The sequence below is a fragment of the Prochlorococcus marinus XMU1419 genome (genome assembly GCF_017695955.1).
GTDB classification, from domain to species: Bacteria; Cyanobacteriota; Cyanobacteriia; order PCC-6307; family Cyanobiaceae; genus Prochlorococcus_A; species Prochlorococcus_A marinus_AD.
The window spans coordinates 220483-241300 of sequence record NZ_JAAORO010000002.1 but is presented as its reverse complement, the minus strand read 5'-3'; the positions used below and the strand labels follow the sequence as shown (position 1 = coordinate 241300).

The 20818-nt window shown below is 28.6% G+C and carries 14 protein-coding genes; 3 read left to right on the top strand and 11 right to left on the bottom strand.

From position 1 onward, the window contains the following. Positions 1-4: 4 nt before the first annotated feature. Together metH and HA151_RS04870 are read right to left on the bottom strand one after the other, a co-directional pair. Entirely contained in the window at positions 5-3571 is a 3567-nt protein-coding gene (metH, locus tag HA151_RS04875; protein ID WP_209106378.1) for a methionine synthase, read from the bottom strand. Between the two features lie 18 nt (positions 3572-3589). Then, a complete protein-coding gene (locus HA151_RS04870) occupies positions 3590-4504 on the bottom strand; it encodes a branched-chain amino acid transaminase (RefSeq protein ID WP_209106377.1) in 915 nt (304 codons plus the stop codon). Between the two features lie 72 nt (positions 4505-4576). Between HA151_RS04870 and cobN the strand changes: the two genes are divergently transcribed. Then, positions 4577-8314, top strand: coding sequence for a cobaltochelatase subunit CobN (gene cobN / locus HA151_RS04865; RefSeq protein ID WP_209106376.1), 3738 nt, complete (start codon positions 4577-4579; stop codon positions 8312-8314). Position 8315: 1 nt separating this feature from the next. Here the strand turns inward: cobN and HA151_RS04860 are convergent, their stop codons facing one another. From HA151_RS04860 to HA151_RS04845, 4 genes are all read right to left on the bottom strand, one after another. Next, complete coding sequence (locus HA151_RS04860; protein ID WP_011862949.1) at positions 8316-8963, bottom strand: PHP domain-containing protein; 648 nt, start codon at positions 8961-8963, stop codon at positions 8316-8318. After that, positions 8956-9522 carry a protoporphyrinogen oxidase HemJ gene (gene hemJ / locus HA151_RS04855; RefSeq protein WP_209106375.1) on the bottom strand — a complete coding sequence of 189 codons (567 nt, stop codon included), beginning with the start codon at positions 9520-9522 and terminating at the stop codon, positions 8956-8958. The genes HA151_RS04860 and hemJ overlap by 8 nt, the downstream gene beginning before the upstream one ends. 88 nt (positions 9523-9610) lie before the next feature. Next, positions 9611-11569: an excinuclease ABC subunit UvrC gene (uvrC, locus tag HA151_RS04850; protein ID WP_209106374.1), complete on the bottom strand. Its 1959-nt coding sequence runs from the start codon at positions 11567-11569 to the stop codon at positions 9611-9613. 9 nt (positions 11570-11578) lie between these two features. Continuing rightward, the gene (locus HA151_RS04845) at positions 11579-12067 is read right to left on the bottom strand and encodes a flavin reductase family protein (RefSeq protein WP_209106373.1); all 489 of its coding nucleotides are present in this window, start codon (positions 12065-12067) and stop codon (positions 11579-11581) included. Positions 12068-12126: 59 nt separating this feature from the next. On the opposite strand from HA151_RS04845, the gene coaD reads away from it, so the two are divergent. Next, the gene (gene coaD, locus HA151_RS04840; RefSeq protein ID WP_209106372.1) at positions 12127-12600 is read left to right on the top strand and encodes a pantetheine-phosphate adenylyltransferase; all 474 of its coding nucleotides are present in this window, start codon (positions 12127-12129) and stop codon (positions 12598-12600) included. 7 nt (positions 12601-12607) lie between these two features. On the opposite strand, the gene HA151_RS04835 is transcribed toward coaD, so the two are convergent. From HA151_RS04835 to dapF, 4 genes are read right to left on the bottom strand one after another with little or no spacing between them, the layout of a single operon-like run. Continuing rightward, positions 12608-13825, bottom strand: a complete 1218-nt coding sequence (locus HA151_RS04835; protein ID WP_209106371.1) for a D-alanyl-D-alanine carboxypeptidase — start codon at positions 13823-13825, stop codon at positions 12608-12610. Positions 13826-13832: 7 nt separating this feature from the next. Then, on the bottom strand, positions 13833-14459 hold the full coding sequence (locus HA151_RS04830; RefSeq protein ID WP_209106370.1) for a DUF1995 family protein: 627 nt from the start codon (positions 14457-14459) through the stop codon (positions 13833-13835). Next, on the bottom strand, positions 14459-15631 hold the full coding sequence (locus HA151_RS04825) for a cysteine desulfurase family protein (RefSeq protein ID WP_011862943.1): 1173 nt from the start codon (positions 15629-15631) through the stop codon (positions 14459-14461). The genes HA151_RS04830 and HA151_RS04825 overlap by 1 nt, the downstream gene beginning before the upstream one ends. Continuing rightward, entirely contained in the window at positions 15631-16491 is an 861-nt protein-coding gene (gene dapF, locus HA151_RS04820; protein ID WP_209106369.1) for a diaminopimelate epimerase, read from the bottom strand. Before dapF ends, HA151_RS04825 begins: the two co-directional genes overlap by 1 nt. Positions 16492-16598: 107 nt before the next feature. Here dapF and leuS point away from each other — a divergent pair, with 107 nt between their 5' ends. Continuing rightward, complete coding sequence (gene leuS / locus HA151_RS04815) at positions 16599-19166, top strand: leucine--tRNA ligase (protein ID WP_209106368.1); 2568 nt, start codon at positions 16599-16601, stop codon at positions 19164-19166. Here leuS and HA151_RS04810 read toward each other — a convergent pair. After that, positions 19163-20746 (bottom strand): glucose-6-phosphate isomerase, encoded by a 1584-nt coding sequence (locus HA151_RS04810; RefSeq protein WP_209106367.1) that lies wholly within the window; start codon positions 20744-20746, stop codon positions 19163-19165. The genes leuS and HA151_RS04810 overlap by 4 nt on opposite strands. Between the last annotated feature and the right edge of the window lie 72 nt (positions 20747-20818).

Genomic DNA, 20818 nt, shown 5'->3' with positions numbered 1-20818 from the left:
TAGATTAAGCGCTGAAATATTTAGCTTTTGAGTGTAGTGAAATGATAGCTGTAGTACTTTGTTCTGGATGAAGTTGTTCAGATTCATCCATGGTCAAGCTTATTCTTTTTGCATCCAACAATGATAATTGTATGTTTGAATCAGATACTTTTGGACATGCAGGATAACCAAATGAATATCTAGCTCCTCTATATTTTTGAGCTAGTATTTCTCTATTTTTGTCTGGTTCTTCAGTCCTAAAACCACATTCAATACGAATTAATGCATGGACATACTCAGCTAGAGCTTCTGCTAATTGCACTGTAAGTCCATGGAATAATAAATAATCGCTATACTTATCTTCTTTAAATAATTTTTGAGAATATTCACTGGCAATATCGCCCATCGTTACTGCCTGCATAGGAAATATATCTATCGGTTTATCCTTTTTCAAATCACAATAAAAATCAGCTATGCATAAATTATTCCCAGATTTTTGTCTTGGGAAATTAAATTCGGAAATTTTATTTAAAGATTTATCATCAAATAAGAAAATACTATTATTTTTTCTACCGCATCTGAAATATCCATAAACTGCTTTGGGTGAAATAAGTTTTTTTTCTACAATTGTCTCTAACCATCTATCTAGCAATGGTTTAGCATATGAATCCAAATAGTTATTGTATTCATCTACGCTTTGGTTTTTTCCTTTTTTTATTTGCCATTGTCCGCTAAATAGAGCTTTTGTATCTAAATAAAAAATTAACTTATTTAAATCTATATCAATCTCGTTCAAGACTTTCGTTCCCAAGAAAGGAGCTTGAATTGGTTCTTCTTCATTTATAAATTTAGATCTTATAAAATTTTCTTTTAAATTTAATTTAGAAGTCTCTATATCTATAGATATTGATTTTTTAACAGCTTGAGAGTTGGACTTTGATGAGGCTAAATTAATATCTATTCCCTCATTGTTGATGAATCCCTCTGTATTTGACCAATTACCCTTTTTTTTATTGTCCATATATTCATTCATGAATTTAAGATCAGTGAACGCATCTTTTCCGTATAAAATTTTCCCTTTATATATTTTGCTGCAGTCCTCATTTACAAATTTTGGGGTTAAGGCTGCACCTCCTAATATTACTGGTACACTAATATCTTGATTGTTAAAAGCTTCTAAATTATCTTTCATAAAAGCAGTTGATTTAACAAGTAATCCGCTCATAGCGATGCAATCTGCATTGTGCTTTTTTTGTGCATCTATAATTGCTGAAACATCTTGCTTTATTCCAAGATTTATTACTTCATAACCATTATTCGTAAGTATTATGTCAACCAAATTTTTTCCTATATCATGAACATCGCCTTTGACTGTTGCAATTAAGAGTTTTCCATTTGATATGTTTTCTTCCACAGTTTCCATATGTGGTTCTAAAATTGAAACGGCAAATTTCATTGTTTCTGCGGATTGGAGTACAAATGGCAATTGCATTTGACCTGAGCCAAATAAATCACCTACAACTTTCATCCCATCTAGTAGAAAGGTATTAATTATTTCTAGAGGTTTATATTTTTTTAAAGCTTTATTTAGTTGATCCTCTAAACCTATTTTTTCTCCATCAATAATATGATTTTTTAGGCTTTCTTCCAGAGTTAGGTTTTTATTTTCTGAAGATGCTTTTTTGAAATCTTGAATAGATAAATCTTGAAAAGCTTTTGTTAATTCTACTAATGGATCATAAATACAAATATCATCTTCAAATTTTCTTTTGTCATATATCAAATCTAAACAAAGCTTTTTGGTTTCTTCAGAAATTTTTGATAATGGCAAAATTTTATTTGGTGCGATGATAGCAGAATCCAATCCTGCTTTAATGCATTCATCTAAAAATATTGAATTTAGATTAATTCTGGATAATGGTGAAAGACCAAAACTAATGTTTGATATCCCAAGTATGATGTGAACCTCAGGAAAATTTTCACGAATTTTTGATATAGCAGTAATTGTTTCTTTAGCATTTAATCTATCTTCTTCTATCCCAGTAGATATTGGAAGAGCTAATGGATCAAAAAAGAGCTCATAATCAGACAAACCGCATTCCCTGGTTCTATTAATTGCTCGTTTAGCAATGTCATATTTTTTATCTGCATTCCTTGCCATTCCATCTTCATCAATAGTTCCTACAACAAGACCTGAACCATACCCCAAGGCTAAATTTAGAACTTGATCAAACCTTTCATTACCGTCTTCGTAATTGGTTGAATTTATAATACATTTACCACCAGCTGACTTTAATCCACTTTCCATTTTGTCAGCATCTGTAGAGTCAATCATTAATGGCAAATTTATATTGGTAACAAGTCTTGATGTTATTTCTTTCATATCTTTCACTCCGTCTCTCCCTACATAATCAACATTCACATCAAGAACGTGTGCATTTTCTTTTTGTTGTTGCTTGGCAATTGATACTAGTCCATCCCAATCATCGTTATTTAACAACTCCCTTACCTTTTTAGATCCACTTGCATTTAATCTTTCGCCTACAATCAAAATAGAATTGTCTTGTTTGTACGGTACAGAATTATATATTGATGCTGCAGAAGGAATATAGCCACTTAAATTGTTCTTACCATTTTTATTTGGCATTTCTTTATCAATAATTTCATCGATTATTGAAGAAAGATATTTAATATGTTCGGGTGTTGTCCCACAACATCCACCTATTAATTGAACATTAAAGTCATATATAAAATTCATTAACTGCATCTTTAATTCTATTGGCTTTAATCTGTAATGAGCAACACCGCCAATATTTTCAGGAAGTCCTGCGTTGGGAATACAGCTTATAGCGAAGGGAGAATTTTCAGACAAATATTTAATATGTTCTTTCATTTGTTCTGGACCAGTAGCACAATTTAGTCCAAGGATATCTATATTAAACGGCTCTAATATTGTTAATGCAGAGGCAATGTCAGATCCAACAAGCATAGTACCTGTTGTTTCCATTGTTATAGATACCATTATAGGTATATCTATATTTTTACTATCAAGTACTTCTTTAGATGCTAATAAGGCAGATTTTATTTGCAATACATCTTGACAAGTTTCAATTAAAAGAAGATCAACTCCTCCATCTATAAGACCATATATTTGTTCTTTGTATGATTCCTTTAATTCATCAAAATTTATATGTCCTAATGTGGGTAATTTAGTGGTTGGTCCAATTGAACCAGCAACAAACCTTGGCTTATCAACTGATGAATATTTGCCAGCTGCGTTTTTTGCTATTAGTGCAGCATTTTTATTTATCTCATATGCCTTATCTGGAATATCATATTCATCAAGAACTATTGATGAGGCTCCAAAAGTATTAGTTTCTATAACATGACAACCTGCTTCTAGGAATGAATTATGAACCTTTTCAACTACCTTTGGTGAGGATAAAACAAGGTTTTCATTACAACCCTCTAATTCTTTTCCTCCAAAATCGTCTGCCGAAAGATTTAAGTTCTGAAATGATGTTCCAGTCCCACCGTCAAAAATTATTAATGGCTTTTCATCTCTATTTAGATAGGTTCTAAAAGATTCCATTTTTAGGTAAAAAACAATTTATTGTAGAGAAATTCTTGTTACCCAATTATCATAGTCTTGAGAACGACCTTCTGTTATTTCTATAAGCTTACTTTTTAATTTATTCATTATTGGTCTTTCCACATTTAACTCGGTTGATTCAATCTTTTTAACTGGTGTAATTTTTGCAGCTGTACCACTTAGAAAAACTTCATCGGCTATTAATAATTCTGTTTTATCAACAGGCCTTTCAATTACATTTATTCCAAATGATTTTGCTAATTCAATTACACTAGCTCTAGTAATCCCCTCAAGGATATCTTGATCAACACCTGGAGTGATTAAGTCTCCATTTCTTACAATAAATAAATTCATACCACTAGCTTCGCTTACCTTGCCACTTGAATTTAATAGCAAGGCTTCATCAAAACCCGATAAACTAGCTTCTGTTTTAGCTAATGAACTAGTAATATAAGCTCCACTTATTTTCCCTCTCAATGGGAGAGATCTATCTTCTTGTCTAGTCCAACTACTCATTCTACAAGAAACACCATCTGGGGATAGATAATCTCCTAGTTCAATACAATAAATGAAGAAATCTGTTTCAATATTGTGTAACCTTGGAGCTATACCTAAATCGCTTGTATATACAAATGGTCTTATATAAATAGGTTTTTTTGGCTTGTTTCTTTTTATAACTTCCTCTAAGGCTTTAAAAATATATTCTTCAGAAATATCAGTTAAGAGTAATTTAGCACTTTGAGATAATCTTTTTATGTGTTTATCAGTTCTAAATAAAAGAAATTCTTTTTTATTTGTAGGATTGGGTATCGCTCGCATTCCTCCAAATGCAGCAGTGCCGTAATGTAGTGCATGAGTAGCTATTGATATTTTTGCTTCTTTAAATGGAATACATTTACCTTCGAACCAGGCGTATGGAAGAAATTCATGCATATTAAATTTATTTAATTAAGGTAAACTTGTTTTATCCTACTTACTTATTCTAAACCTTATTTATATATAAAAATGCACAGGATATTAAATATAGCAGGAAATGATAAGAATAAGGATGATTTAATAGAGCAACCAGTTGCAGATTTTATTTTTATAACAAGTGTCAAAGCTGATTTAAAACTCTTATCAAATTTATTGTTAGAAAAAGAATTTGCTTCATTAAAAAATAATATTAGAGCTTTAGAAATTTCTAATTTAAATTCCCCAGCTCAAGTAGATAATTATCTATTAAAAACAATCAATTATGCCAAAGTTGTAGTACTGAGATTATTCGGAGATAAAGGTACATGGAACTATGGAATTGAGCAACTTTTAAAATGGCAAGCAGTTAATAAAAAAAGGAAGTTAGTAATCCTATCAGGTACCTTTGATCAGGAAGTTTCCTTATGTGAACTAAGTAGTATAGATAAAGAAGTAGCATTAAATATTTCTAAATTACTAAGATCTGGAGGACTGGATAATTATAGAAAATTTCTAAATTGTTTAAATTATCTAAAGATAGATGAAACATTAATTCCTGATAAGTTTTTGAAGATTTCTTTTTATGCAGATCCTTATTTGTATGATTGGAAAGTTGAAAAAGGGGAAAAGATAGGAATAATATCCTATAAAGCCCTTTTTTTGGCAAATGAAATTGAAGTAAATGAAAAACTTAACTTGCAGTTAAGAAAATGCGGACTATCCCCTAAAACAATTTTTATTTCAACACTAAAAGATCATATTATTCAAAAGAAATTAATAGAAATTTTTAAAAAGGAAGATATTAAATTAATAATTACCACAACTTCATTTTCTTCATCTCAAATCAAAAATAACGAATTAATTGAAAATTCTACAAATATTTTTACTTCTCTTAAAATTCCAATTTTACAGCTTCTCTCTTCAAATAGATCAAGAAAAAATTGGTTAAATTCATCCATTGGAATGAATTCATCTGATTTATTGATGCAAATAATTATTCCTGAATTTGATGGAAGGATTACTACCTGTCCTTCAGCATTTAAAGAAATAATTTCTAAAAAAAATACACTCTACAGTGAAATAACCAGTTACAAAGCTGATCAAGTAGGTATTAAATGGATTTCAAAATTCGCAACAAATTATGTGAAACTTCAACAACTTAATAATTTTGAAAAAAAAATTTGTTTAATAATAAGTAATTATCCAGTAAAGAATGGAAGAATCGGTAATGGTGTTGGTCTTAATACACCATCTTCGATAATAAATATTCTTAACTGGTTAAAAGAAGAAGGTTATGATCTTGGATCTTGTAATTATCCACAAGATTCTTCGGAATTAATGTCAATACTTATAAAAACTAGAACTAATGATATTGAATCTCAAAATAATAAACCATTAGATTACTTACCACTTAGTGAATATTTAAAATATTGGAATTATTTAGAACTTGAACCAAAAAATATTATTGTTAACCGTTGGGGCAAACCATCAGAAGCGATCGATCTTGATAATGAAGGCTTCTCAATAAATGGTATTAGATTTGGAAAAATAACATTATTGATTCAACCTCAACGAGGTTATGACTCTTTCACTGATAGAGATATTCATTCTCCCGATCTTCCACCTCCCCATAGATATTTAGCACAATATTTTTGGATTGAAAAAGTTTTTAACGCAAATGCTATTTGCCATATTGGTAAACATGGGACTGTTGAATGGTTACCTGGCAAATCTATTGGTCTCAGTAATAAATGTTTTCCAAATATTATTTGTCCAGCAATACCAAACATATATCCTTTTATCGTAAATGATCCTGGGGAAGGATCCCAAGCTAAAAGAAGAACTGCTGCAACAATTATTGATCATTTAACCCCTCCTTTGGATAGGTCAGAATTATATGGAAAATATTCAATATTAGAAAATTATTTAGAAGAATATTTTGAAGCAAAATTATTAAATTCTAATCGGATTGAAATTATAGAAAAAGCCATTTTTGAATTAATTAAAAAAGATTTTAATGAAATCACTTTAAATAATAAAAATAATCAAATTGAAGAGATTGATTCTTTTCTTTGCAAAATTAAAGAATCTCAAATTAGGACAGGTTTGCATATTTTTGGTAATAGGCAGAATGACATTAATGAAATAAATTTATTCTTGTGTGTCGCTAGAGTGCCAAATGCTAATAGAATTGGGATTGTTCAATATATAGCAAAACATTTAAAACTAGATTTGGATCCTTGGACAAATATATATGATCAAAAGTTAAGTGAAAAAGATAAAAAAATATTATTGACTTTTTCCAACAAAAACATTTTAAACTTTAGAATGGCTATTGATTTTTTGGAACAACAAGCAAAGTATTTAATATATTTGTTTTTTTATAAAAAGAATACCAATATAAAAAATCTTGAGAAATATAAAAATCAGAAAATAATAGACTATTTCTTTAATGAAAAAAAACATAATAAGTATTTTTTATTATTAAAAAAAGAGATTTTATATCCAATCATTAATTCTTCATATAATGAGAAATTATCATTTATTAATTCGTTAAATGGACAATATGTAAAAAGTGGTCCATCTGGAGCCCCTACGAGAGGTAAAACTGAAGCTTTACCCACTGGTAAAAATTTCTTTTCAGTTGATTCGAGAGGTCTGCCAACTGAATCAGCATGGAGTGTTGGTTGCCAATCCGCCTCACAAATACTTGATTTATACAAACAAGATAATGGAGAAGATTTAAAAAATATAGCAATATCTGTATGGGCAACATCCACAATGAGAAATGGTGGTGAAGACATTTGTCAAATACTATATTTATTAGGAGTACAGCCTATTTGGGATGGGCCCTCAAGAAGAGTAGTAGATCTAGAAATCATTCCTTTATCTGTTCTCGAAAGACCAAGGGTTGATGTTACTTTAAGGATTTCAGGAATGTTTAGAGATGCATTTCCACAGTTAGTTAAATTAACTTCTAAAGCAATAAATCTTGTTTCTAATCTTAATGAGGATGATAAATTTAACCCTCTTGCTGGGGCATCAAGGGATGGTGATTCAATTAATCGTATATTTGGTTCAGCGCCAGGTTCATATGGAGCTGGACTACAAGAACTAATTTCTAATTCTAATTGGGAAAATATTGATGATTTTGGAGAATCTTTTCTTAATTGGAGTAAGTGGATTTACAGTGATAATCTTGAACCTATAGAGGATAAAAAATCATTAGAAAATGCTCTTAAAAATGTTCAGTTAGTTGTTCATAACCAAGATAATAAGGAACATGATATTTTAGATTCTGATGATTATTATCAGTTTCAGGGTGGCTTATCTTCAGCAGTAAAAAAATTGAGCGGTAAATTTCCTGAAATGTATCATGGTGATTTATCAAAATTTGGATTATCCAAAATTTCAAAATTACAAGATGAAATTAATAAAGTTGTTATATCAAGAATACTTAACCCTAAATGGATAAATGGAATGAAGGATAATGGTTATAAAGGAGCGTTTGAATTTTCAGCTACACTAGATTACTTATATGCTTTTGATGCTTCTACTGAAGTAGTCTCAGATTGGTGTTATGAGGAAGTTTATAAATCATGGTTATGTGATCTGGATCTTAGGAATTTCTTTCTAGAGAATAATCCATGGGCTTTAAGAGATATTGCACAAAGATTTCTTGAAATTGTAAATAGAAAAATGTGGAATAATTGTTCATCAGATGTCATTGAAAATTTAAAGAACATAATTATTAATACTGATTCAATAATTGAAAAAAATGAATTCTAAATTATCTACCTAATAGCGAAAGTCCATGACTATCTGTTCCGCATGTTTTTAGCATTGAATATTTATCTGCTAATTTATCTATTTCTGAACATACAAATAAACTAGGATTCCATACTTCATTAAGTTCATAATCGTACCAAACCTCTATTCCATCAATACCTTGTATTTTGGCCTCTGGAATTAATTTATAAAAGGGAATCCTGTATCTCGCTGGATGTGCAAGAAATGATAAACCACCAGCTAAATTTATTGCTTTTATAACTGATTTAATATTTAAATCATTACCTATTGGAGACTCTCCAAGGATGTAGGGATTTAGGTATTTACTTTTTATATCTATTCCCAATCCAATTACATGTACTAAACATCCTAAAATCAAACAATTAATTTCTATTCCCGAAATTAATGTAAAGGAATCTTTAGGATAATTTTTGAGTATATTATTTTTTTTTATATATTCATGAGCTTTAATTGTATGATGATCGGTTATTGATAAAAATTTCAAGTTATTTTTATAAGCTTGATCTAAAAGTTCATATGGTTCTAAACTTCCATCACTAAATTTTGTATGACAGTGAAAATTAATATTATTAGGACAACTATTTTTATTAATATTGGAAGTTAATTTTACTAAGTCTTCCCTATTCATTACTTAATGAATTCTCATTTTTCTTTCTAATCTTTGCATATAATTGAATTGAAGCCAACATGAAAATAATTAGTCCAACTACGCTCCATGTAGCAATACTAGTTGGAAAATTATTTTTAAAAATAACTAAAAGTACAATTATAAATAATAATAAAGTAGGCAATTCATTTAATAATCTAAGGCTTTTTGCTGAAATGGTTGAAGTACCATTTTGTAATGAATACATTATTTTATAACAATAAGAATGATAAATTACTAATCCCAAAACAAAAGAAATTTTAATTTGCAACCACTTCTCACTTAACCAACTTGGTTGCATAATAACCATGCAAATAGCCATACTTAAAGCTAATATCATCCCGGGTGTTGTGATTATATTCGCCAGCCTTTTTTCCATCAAGGTGTATTGTTTATTAAAGGCAATTTTTAATTCATTATCCATATTTTTAGATTCTTCATGATATATAAAAAGTCTTACTAAATAAAAAAGTCCCGCAAACCAAACGATTACACCAATAATGTGAAGTGATTTAAACCAGAGATATGCTTCAGCTGCCAAATTACTAGATTAATTTAAAAATATATGTTTTTAATATAGTTATATTTAACAATATCAAGAAATCTATTTTTCAAAATTTAATTAATATTTATAACTCGTTAAAATATTCATATATATCATTAACTGAATTTTTTCCAAGTCCTTTAACTTTTGATAAATCCTCCTTACTAGCTATTCTTATCGCGTCTATTGATTTGAAATGCTCAAGCAATTCTCTTATTCTTGATGGTCCTAATCCACTGATTTGGGACAATTGAGATCTATTCATTCTTTTAGATCTTTTTTCTCTATGAAAAGATAATGCAAATCTATGTGCTTCATCTCTTACCCTTCTTAATAGAAGAACTCCTTTTTGATTTTCATCAGTATCAAGAGACTTAGTAAATCCTGGAATAAATATTTCTTCATTTTTTTTTGCCAATGAACATATAGTTACTTCTTCCTCAAGATTTAATTCTTTTAATGCTTTAATAGCTGCATTTAACTGTCCTTTTCCTCCATCAATCATTATTAAATCAGGCCAATCTGATAGAAGTTCATTGTCTAATTTACTGTTCGTTTTATCATTTAATATTGAAAAATCCCCTCCGCTTTCTTTAAATCTTGACCATTTTTTAAACCTTCTTTGTATTACTTCATATATCGAAGCAAAATCATCACTATGTCCTATAAAAACGTTTGGATCTTTAATTTTATATTTCCTATAATGCTGTTTAGAAGGAACCCCATCAATAAAAACGACTTGTGATGCTACAGGGTCACTACCTTGAATATGGCTTATATCATAGCCTTCAATTCTTTTAGGTTGTTCGCTTAATTCAAGTATTTGGGCAAGATCCTCAATTGATGATTCATTATCTTGTATCCCATTTAATATTCTATCTAATTCTAATTTCGCATTTTTTAAAACCATCTCTACAGTTTCATGTTTTTTATTTCTTTTTGGGATTAGGATTTTTACTTTCTTTTTTCTTAGCTCCGTTAACCAATCCTCTATGGTTGCTTGTTTTGGAAGATTATATTGAATAAGAATTTCTGATGGTATTTCTACAGGTTCAACATTCATATAATGCTCTTCTAATATCTTTTGTAAAATAAGATTTTCATCTTCATTATTTAATTTTTGACTATAGCCAATTCTCCCAATGAGCTTACCTGATCTCATTTGGAAAATTTGTATACTAGCTACATTTTTTTCTGAAACTATTCCAAAGATATCTCTATTAATTGAAGAATCTGGTATTGATATTTTTTGTGATTCAGTTAATAATTTTAAACCTGAAATTTGGTCTCTTATTTTTGCTGCATTCTCATAATCTAAATCATTTGAAAATTGCAGCATTTTTTTTTGTAAAAATATTTCTAAGTCATCATTTCTTCCCTGAAATATCATAGATACTTGTTTCATTATTTTTTTATAATCGTCAGATGATATAACTTCTTGGCAAACACCTGGACATCTTCCTATTGAATAATTCAAACAAGTTCTATCTTTATAGACTGGCCTTGGTCTTTGTCTAAGTGGAAATATTTTTTTTATCGTAAATAATGTTCTCCTTAATAATCCGACATCAACATAAGGTCCATAATATCTATCTAAATTATTTCTATTTCTTCTTCTTCTTGTAATAAATATTCGAGGATATTTTTCACTCCAAGTTATACAAAGATATGGATATTTCTTATCATCCTTTAAAAGAATATTAAAATATGGTTTGTTTGTTTTAATTAAATTTGACTCTAAATTTAATGCTTCATATTCGCTATCTGTGACTATTATTTCTATTTCAGTTATTTGACGGACCATCAAACTTAATCGGGGAGTTAAATCTGAATAATTATTGAAATAACTACTTACTCTACTGCGTAGTTTTTTAGATTTACCGATATAAAGTAGGTTATTATCAATATCTTTAAAAAGATAACAACCAGATGACTTTGGAATTTCGGATAATCTTGTTTTTAATAACTCCTTATTATTAATTAATTTATATTCAATTTTAAAATTATATTTGTTATTTATTTTTTCGATAGAGGAATTACTCATTTATAGTGTTTAACCTCCATAATTCCAGCCAGTTGAAGATAAATTTAGTGAGTCAACATCATTATTCAGATAAGCAGATTGCACCTCTCCTACAAAAACGGTATGGTCTCCATGCATAACACTTCCAACAACATTACATTCAACACCACCAACACTATCAACTAAAATAGGCAATCCAAGCTCACCTAAATTAAATTCAACAGATTCAAATCTACCTCCTAATGCTTTTTGTGGTTTAAAGAAAACAGCCGCTAGATCCTTTTGATCACTTTTGAGCACATTTAATGAGAACTTATTGGTTGCCTTTATTATTTCATGACTAGAACCCTCTGCTCTAACAGCCATTACAACTAATGGCGGGGTGAAAGAACCTTGAGTCACCCAACTTGCAGTAAATCCATTCACTTCATTTTTATCCTCGTCTCTAACGCCACAAATAAATAATCCGTGAGGTATTTTTCTTAATAAGATTTTTTTTGCTTCTAGATTTAATGTCATAATTGATTTAACTAATAATATTATTTTAACTAAATTTCTTATTCGATCATAATAAATTCATGAAAATTCTTTATCCAGGTACATTTGATCCTTTAACAAATGGGCATCTTGATTTAATAGAAAGGGCTGAAAAAATATTTGGCAATCTAGTAGTTGCTGTTTTAGAAAATACCTCTAAAACACCAACATTTAATCTTGAAAGAAGAATAATACAAATAAAAAATTCTCTTTCTCATTTACCTAATATAGAAGTTATTTCTTATTCTGGTCTAACTGTTGATTGTGCAAATGATCTAAAAGCTAATCTTATTCTTAGAGGCTTAAGAGCAATGAGTGATTTTGAGTATGAACTACAGATTGCTCATACAAATAAATCACTTAATAATGATATTGAAACTATATTTTTATCGACAAATACAAATTATAGTTTTCTTAGTAGTTCTTTAGTAAAAGAAGTTGCAAAATTTGGTGGTGAAATTAATCACATGGTACCCCCCTTTGTTGAGAAGGATTTAAAAGATTATTTTAAATAATATTTTTTTAACAGGATCTCAAGTAATAAAGATCACGTAATAAATTAAAAGCTTTTTCTTTATCAATTTTATTAGAATTTTGGATAATGCTTATAATTATTGGCTTATCATTTTTATATAAAAAGCCAGATAATGCAAAGACATTCGAAAGAGTCCCAGTTTTGCCAAAAAACTTTCCAGACAATTCACTATTTACAAATCTTTTAGCTAACGTTCCTCTCACTCCCATAATTGAAAGTGTAGATTGATAAGCATTAAAATCATTAGAATATCTCATTTTATCTAAAAACAATACAACTAACTTTGTTGTAATTCTATTTTTTCGAGACAATCCACTAGCATCTGCAAAGTATGCATTAGTTGCTGGGAGGCCTTTATTTTCAAGCCATCTTTTCAATTTTATATAGTTATTATCGTTCCATGTATTTGAGGCATTTTTAAAAAGAGATTCAGCCGTATAATTATGGCTTTCAGAATTTGTTAGAGTTAATAATGAAAGAATAGGAGTTGAATATACTTTATTTATCTCTTTAAAATTTTTTAAATAAAAAGTTTTTTCTGAATCAAAAAAATTTATATATATTTTTGAATTTGGAAATTTATTTTTTAAATAATTTTTAATAAAATTTTTTAATGCATAAATATCATCATATTTATTGTGATTACTTTCTATTGCAAGAGATGTAATTGGAGATCCATATTCGTAAAGTTTATCAGTATTTGTCCAACCATTAGGCCAATATAATTTTGAATCAATTTCTATAATATTAAAGTTAATAATTTTATTTTCTTTAACATTTGAAATTAGTTCGATTATATGTTCATAATTAAGATCTGGATCACCTTGACCGTGTAAATAATAATCGTTTTTATTTTTAAATAAGGAAGTTTTTAAATTATTATTTAGTTTATATTTACTTAAAACATAAGCTGATGAGAATAATTTTTGGTTAGATGCTGGCAACCTTGGAACATCCTCATTGTAGGAACTTATTATTTCCCCTTTATTATTAATAATTGATACACTAAAAGAATTATCAAGCGTTTGATTCAATAAAGCATCATAAGTAGGACATATTTTGTTTTTAGTAATTATTCCCGGGAAATTAAAATAAATACTATTTAAAATAGTTATTTTCTGATTTGCTATTAAATATCTTATTAAGAAAGGAGATGTTACTAATACAAGAACAATAAAGAAAAATGAATATATTTTTTTTATCACGTTCAACCTATAAATTTACAAAAATAGATTCATTGTCGGGTTTAATTTCAAATTCTTTTTTAAAAAAATATCTATTATTTTCTTCTTTGAAAAGCAACCAGTTATTTGGATAAATATGCATAAGAGCAGCTTTATTTAAAGGCTGCAGAAAATAAATATTATTCCATGTTTTGACAAAGTTTTTACGTCGCTCTCTAATAACACTTCCTATACCAATATTGGCATCTTCAAATTTTGGATTTAATGAATAATGCGTACCTTGATAATTATCAGACATTGGTTCAAATGAATCGAAATCATATGGCTGAGGTAGGATGGATATCATTGCACTATCATTATTATTTATATTATTTGATTCATTAAATGATTTAAAAGTAAAGATTTTATCTTTGATATCTGGATAGTCTCTTTGAGCCAAAGCAACAGCACCTTGATCAGCAAATGTTATGAATACATTATTATTTTTAGACAATATCTTGTAGATAGTTATTCCAATTCTGTTAAACTTCAATCCTTCAAAATTAAATTCAATAGTAAATCTTTTATTTGAATCTAATAAACTTGGAATAATTGCATCCTCCATATTCTTAAGAGATTCATTTAAATCTTTTGGTAGTCTGTAATTGGTTTCCATTAAAATTTGTCAATACATATTTGAATAAGTTCTAAAAATTTATCTATTTCTGACTTATTGTTTATTGAACCTAAAGTAACACGAATATTTGAATATAGTTCATCATCTTTTAAACCAATATTTTTAAGTGTTGAGCTAGGTTTCCCAGATGAGCTTGAACAAGCACTTCCACTACTTATGGCTATTTTATTTTCTGACATAAAATTAACAATCTTATAGGCCCTTATAGGCTCAAATATTTTATTTAATAGTAGAAAAGAAATATGACTGGGAAGTCTATGGTTAATACTACCGGTAATCTTTATATGATTATTATCTTTAATTTTTTGAAAAAAATAATTTTTAAGTTTATTAATATTATTAGAAGGAAATTCAGTTATGTAATCATATAGTTTTATTTTTCCTTCAATATTCTTTAGTGATTCATACATTCCAGCGATTAATGGCAAAGCTTGTGTACCTTGTCTAATTGAAAATTCCTGAGTAAGTGATATGTCATTATTTTTTAAAATTTGTCTAGACTTTTCTTTTGTTAAAAGAATACCGATCCCTTTTGGACCTCCAAATTTATGAGCGGATAGACTTAAAAAATCACATTTAAGATCTTTCCAACTGAATATTCCATTACTTAATATTTGAGTTCCATCTAAATGAAACATTATATTTAATTCTTCACATTTGGAACCAATAAATTGGACAGGTTGTATTGTCCCAATTTCACTTTGTCCCCAAATAATTGATACAAGCTTAGTATTATTGTTTAAAAATTTTTCGATATTAGAAATATTTAAAATTCCATCATTATTTACCGTCCATTCGTAAATATCCCAATTTTGTTTTCTTAGTTTATTAGCACAAATAGTTGTTGCTTGATGTTCAACATTTGAAATAACAACCCTACCATTTTTAAATTTCTCATAAATATTATCAAATACAATATATGTCGATTCTGAAGAACCAGATGTAAAAATTATATCCTCTGGATCTGCTTCAAATATACAAGCAATTTTAGATCTAATTTTTTCAAGATATGTAGAGCATTTTATCCCTAACTCATATGTAGATGAAGGGTTATGCCAATAATCCCTATAAGTTGAATTTATTATATTTAAAACATTCTCAGATAATGGAGTTGTGGATGCATTATCTAAATAGATAAAATTATTTTCCATTAACTTACTAACATTGATCCTGAGAAAACCTTTTTAGCATTACCAGTCATCATTACTTCACAATCGTCTTTTGACCAATCAATTTTAAGATTACCTCCTGGTAAGGTTACTATGGTTTGTGAATTACAAAGGCCTAATTTATAAGCTGCCACATGGATAGCACAGGCACCTGTTCCACAAGCTAAGGTTGGTCCTGCACCCCTTTCCCATACTTTTACTTTGATATTATCTCTATTTAAAATTTGACAAAAATGGACATTAGTTTTTTCAGGAAATAATTCATTTTTTTCAAATACAGGACCAAGTCTGGAAAGAACAATTGACTCTATGTCTTTTACAAAGAATATTAAATGAGGATTTCCCATTCCTACTGCATAACCCATATTATTAAAATCTTTCTCAATAAATTCTTGTGAAGGAATTGAATTTATTTTTTTTTCAATTGTTGTTGGAATATTTTGACATTCTAAAATTGGAACTCCCATTTTTACTGTAATTTCATCATTTATATATTTTGCAATTTTTAAACCTGCTTTAGTCTCAATTTTATATTCTATATTTTTATTATTCATTGAATCATTTACGTGGAGATACTCAACTAAACACCTAATTCCGTTTCCACACATTTGTGCTTCAGAACCATCAGAATTAAAAATTATCATTTTTGCATAATTATCTTCATTAGGTTCTTCTATAAAAATTACACCATCTGCTCCAACACCAAATTGCCTGTTGCAAATTTTTTTTATATCAAATATTTTATTTGTCTTGTAATTTTTATATAATTCATTTCCTCTAGAATCTATTATTACGAAATCATTTCCGTTACCTTGATATTTTTCAAAATTTATATTTTTCATTTGTAATTCATATATCTTAAATTTTAATTATAAATTATTCCTTTTAACAATCTATTTCTATTTTATACAATGGATATTAAAATAATAATTTAACAAATAAAAATTAAGTGATTTCTCCCGATAAACAATATGAGGCTGATACCAATTTATATAATCCATCTGAAATAGAAAAAAAATGGCAGTTAATATGGACAGAAAACAATTTATACAAAACCGATGAATTAACTGAGAATAGCGATAAGTTTTATGCCTTATCCATGTTTCCCTACCCTTCAGGTAATCTTCATATGGGACATGTTAGGAATTATGTTATTACAGACTTAATAGCGCGATTCCAAAGGTTTAAGGGTAAATCTGTCTTACATCCAATGGGTTGGGACGCTTTTGGTTTGCCTGCTGAAAATGCTGCGATTGAAAGAGGAATTAGTCCAAGTGTCTGGACTAAAAAAAATATTTCTCATATGAAGTCACAATTAAAGCTTTTGGGACTATCAGTTGATTGGAATAGGGAATTTGCAACATGTGATGAAAATTATTATATTTGGACCCAATATCTATTTTTAGAGTTATACAAGTCAGGTCTTGTATATCAAAAGGAATCAGAAGTTAATTGGGATCCTATAGACAATACAGTCCTAGCGAATGAACAAGTTGACTCAGAGGGTAAATCTTGGAGATCTGGGGCAGTAGTTGAAAAAAAATTATTAAAGCAATGGTTTTTAAGAATTACTAATTATGCGGATGAGTTATTGAAGGATTTAGAAAAATTAGATAACTGGCCAGAAAGAGTAAAAATAATGCAAGATAATTGGATTGGAAAGTCAATTGGTGCAAATATTAATTTCAATATCAATACCAATCCAGAAAAGAAAATAACTGTATTTACAACAAGGCCAGATACTTTATTTGGAGTTACTTATTTAGCAATTTCTGTAAATCATTCCTTAATTAAAAAAATTACTGATCAAGAAACCATACAAGATATAGAAAATCTTAAACAATATTTGAAAGATAATAAAAATAATGAACTTGAAAAAATTGGAATAAAAACTAGCTTAATGGCAATAAATCCAGTTAATTCTGAATCTATACCTATTTGGGTGGCTAGTTATGTTCTTGATGAATACGGTACAGGCGCTGTTATGGGTGTACCTGCTCATGATTTAAGGGATTTTGAGTTTGCTAAGAAAAACAACATAGATATTAAACAGGTAATAGTAAAGGATAAAAGTGAACAAAGTAGTGAGCTTGATAATGCTTATGTAGAAAATGGATATCTAATTAATTCAAATCAATACAATGGTATAGCAAATACTATTGCTAAATTAAAAATTTCAGAGGAGGGAGTAAATAATGGATGGGCCGAAAATAAAATTCAGTATCGTTTAAGAGATTGGTTAATATCTAGACAAAGATATTGGGGATGTCCGATACCCATTGTTAATTGCAAAAAATGTGGAGCTGTTCCTTTAAACCAATCGGATTTGCCTCTTTCATTACCAAAAGATATAGAAATCTCCGCTAACAAGATTAATGCCTTAGGTAATAATAATTGGATAAATACAACATGTCCAAAATGTGGAATAGCGGCAAGAAAAGAAACTGATACTATGGACACTTTCATGTGTTCATCTTGGTATTTTTTAAGATACCCATCTTCAAAATGTTCAACTAAGCCATTTGAAAAGAATGAAATTAATAAGTGGTTACCTGTAGATCAATATGTTGGAGGAGTAGAGCATGCAATATTGCATTTGTTATACGCAAGATTTTTCACTAAAGCTTTGCGAGATAATGAACTATTTGATATTGATGAACCTTTCAAAAAACTATTAACGCAAGGAATGGTTCAGTCCGCAGCATATAAAAACAATAAAACTGGTAAATATGTTTCTCCTTCCGATATTACTGACTTATCAAATCCTACAGATCCAATTGACAATACTAAACTTGAAGTTCTTTTCGAGAAGATGTCTAAGTCTAAATATAATGGAATAGACCCTGAATCAGTAATTAAAAAATATGGAGCCGATACAGCAAGAATGTTTATATTATTTAAAGCCCCACCAGAAAAAGATTTGGAATGGGGAGATACAGATGTTGAAGGACAATTTAGATTTTTAAGTAGGATTTGGAAGCTTTATATAAATTGTGCAAAAGATATAAATAGTAAATCTAATTCCTATCCAGATAAAGAAAAAAGTTTAATAAAGTCAATGAATATTGCTATAAAAGAAATTTCAAATGACATATTAAATAACCAATTTAATACTGCGATTTCAGAACTAATGAAGTTTTATAATTCATTATCAAATTCCATTAATGATGTAAACAATAATTTAAAAATTGATGCTTTAAAAACATTTTGTATTTTGTTGGCTCCATTTGCTCCTCATATTGCAGAAGAAATATGGCATCTTATAGGATTTAAAAAATCTGTACATTTAGAACACTGGCCTTCCTTTAATGCCGAGGCACTAAAGGAAGATTCATATGAACTAGTAATACAAGTGAATGGAAAAGTTAGAGACAAAGTAAATATTAATAATGATATGAGTGAAGATCAAATTAAAGAATTGACTTTTAAAAGACCTAACATACTAAAATGGACTCAAGATAAGGAAATAAGAAAAATAATTATTGTTAAAGGAAAAATAATGAATATTGTTGTTTAAGAATTTATTTTTTGAATAACTAATGAATTTGGATTTGACCAATCGCCCTTAACTAAATAATTATCATTACCGAAACACATTTCACGGAGTATAAAAAATATAGGTTCACTAACTGAATTATCAAATAATGAAGTTATGTCATTTATAGAATATTCTCCACCTTCATCTAATAAATTACTTACTTTTTGTTGATACTCAATAATATTTGCAGCTGCTTTCTTTCCAGCTTCAACTCCAGGTTGATCATATGCATTTATATTTACCAATTCAGCGTAGAAGGATACAGCCCTCTCAAATAAAGCGATTAAGGCACCTAGTGAAAAACAATTTAACTTTTCTAACGTAATAGTGATACTTTGTCTGTTTTCACTAGAGAGTGCTGATCTGGTTCCTTGCAAAAAACCAGAAAGATATTCTTTAGGATTCTCTTTTTCATCAAATATATTAGTAGATGGAGAATCTAATAATTCAATAAAAATACAAAAGAAATTATCAATACCATCTCTAAGTTGCTGAACATAAGCATGCTGATCTGTAGATCCTTTATTACCAAAAACGGAAATACCTTGATTAACTACTTGACCATTCCTATTAAATTTCTTTCCTAATGATTCCATTACTAATTGCTGAAGATATTTACTAAAAACCTGTAACCTATCTCTATAAGGTAATACGACCATATCTCTCTTTCCAGTACCATCCCCAGTTAAATACCATGCGGATGATAATAGTGCTGCTGGATTATTTTTAAAATCACTTATACGTGTGGCCTCATCCATTAATGATGCACCTCTGATAAATTCAGAGATATTTTCATTAATAAGAGCTAATGGAAGTAATCCCACAGAGCTTGTAATACTAGTTCTTCCACCAACCCAATCTTGCAAATTAAATATTTTTAACCAATTTTCAGAAGTAGCTTTTTTAAATAGCTTACTACCTTTCATAGTTATAGCTATAGCATTAGAATTCCATTCAAGAGAATTGTTTTCGCAGTAACTTTTAATAATTTCCATAGCAATTCTAGGTTCAGGCGTACCACCTGATTTGCTTACTACTACAAATAATGTTGTTGATAATTTTTCAGATAACTCTTCTAACTTTTCGCTAATTAAAAAAGGATCAACATTATCGATATAAGAAAAATTTAAGCCTTTAGAACACTTCTGCAGTGACTCTGTAATAAGTAATGGTCCTAATCCACTTCCACCAATTCCTATCCATAGAACATCAGTATAATGCTGATTATTCTTATTCTTAATATCCCCATTTAAAATTTGTTTTCCAAATTCAGAGATTGAATTAATATCTGCTCTAATTTCTTCTCCTATTTTTAAAGAGGGTGAAATTGATGGATTTCTAAGCCAATAATGTCCAACTTGTCTATTTTCATCAATATTTGAGATTGCACCATTTTCTAATTCTTTTATTGATGAAAAAACGTCTTTAAATTTATCTTCTAAATTTTTTATCTCTTTACTTGTGAAATTAATTTTGCTTATGTCTAACCAAATATTTAGTTTTTTATCAAACCAAAGATAATTACAAAATTTATCCCAAGATTTTAAATCTCCATTCATTTTATATATTTGTTTCTTTTATTTATTATTCAATTATATCTATACGGATCGTACATAGATTTGAATCATTTA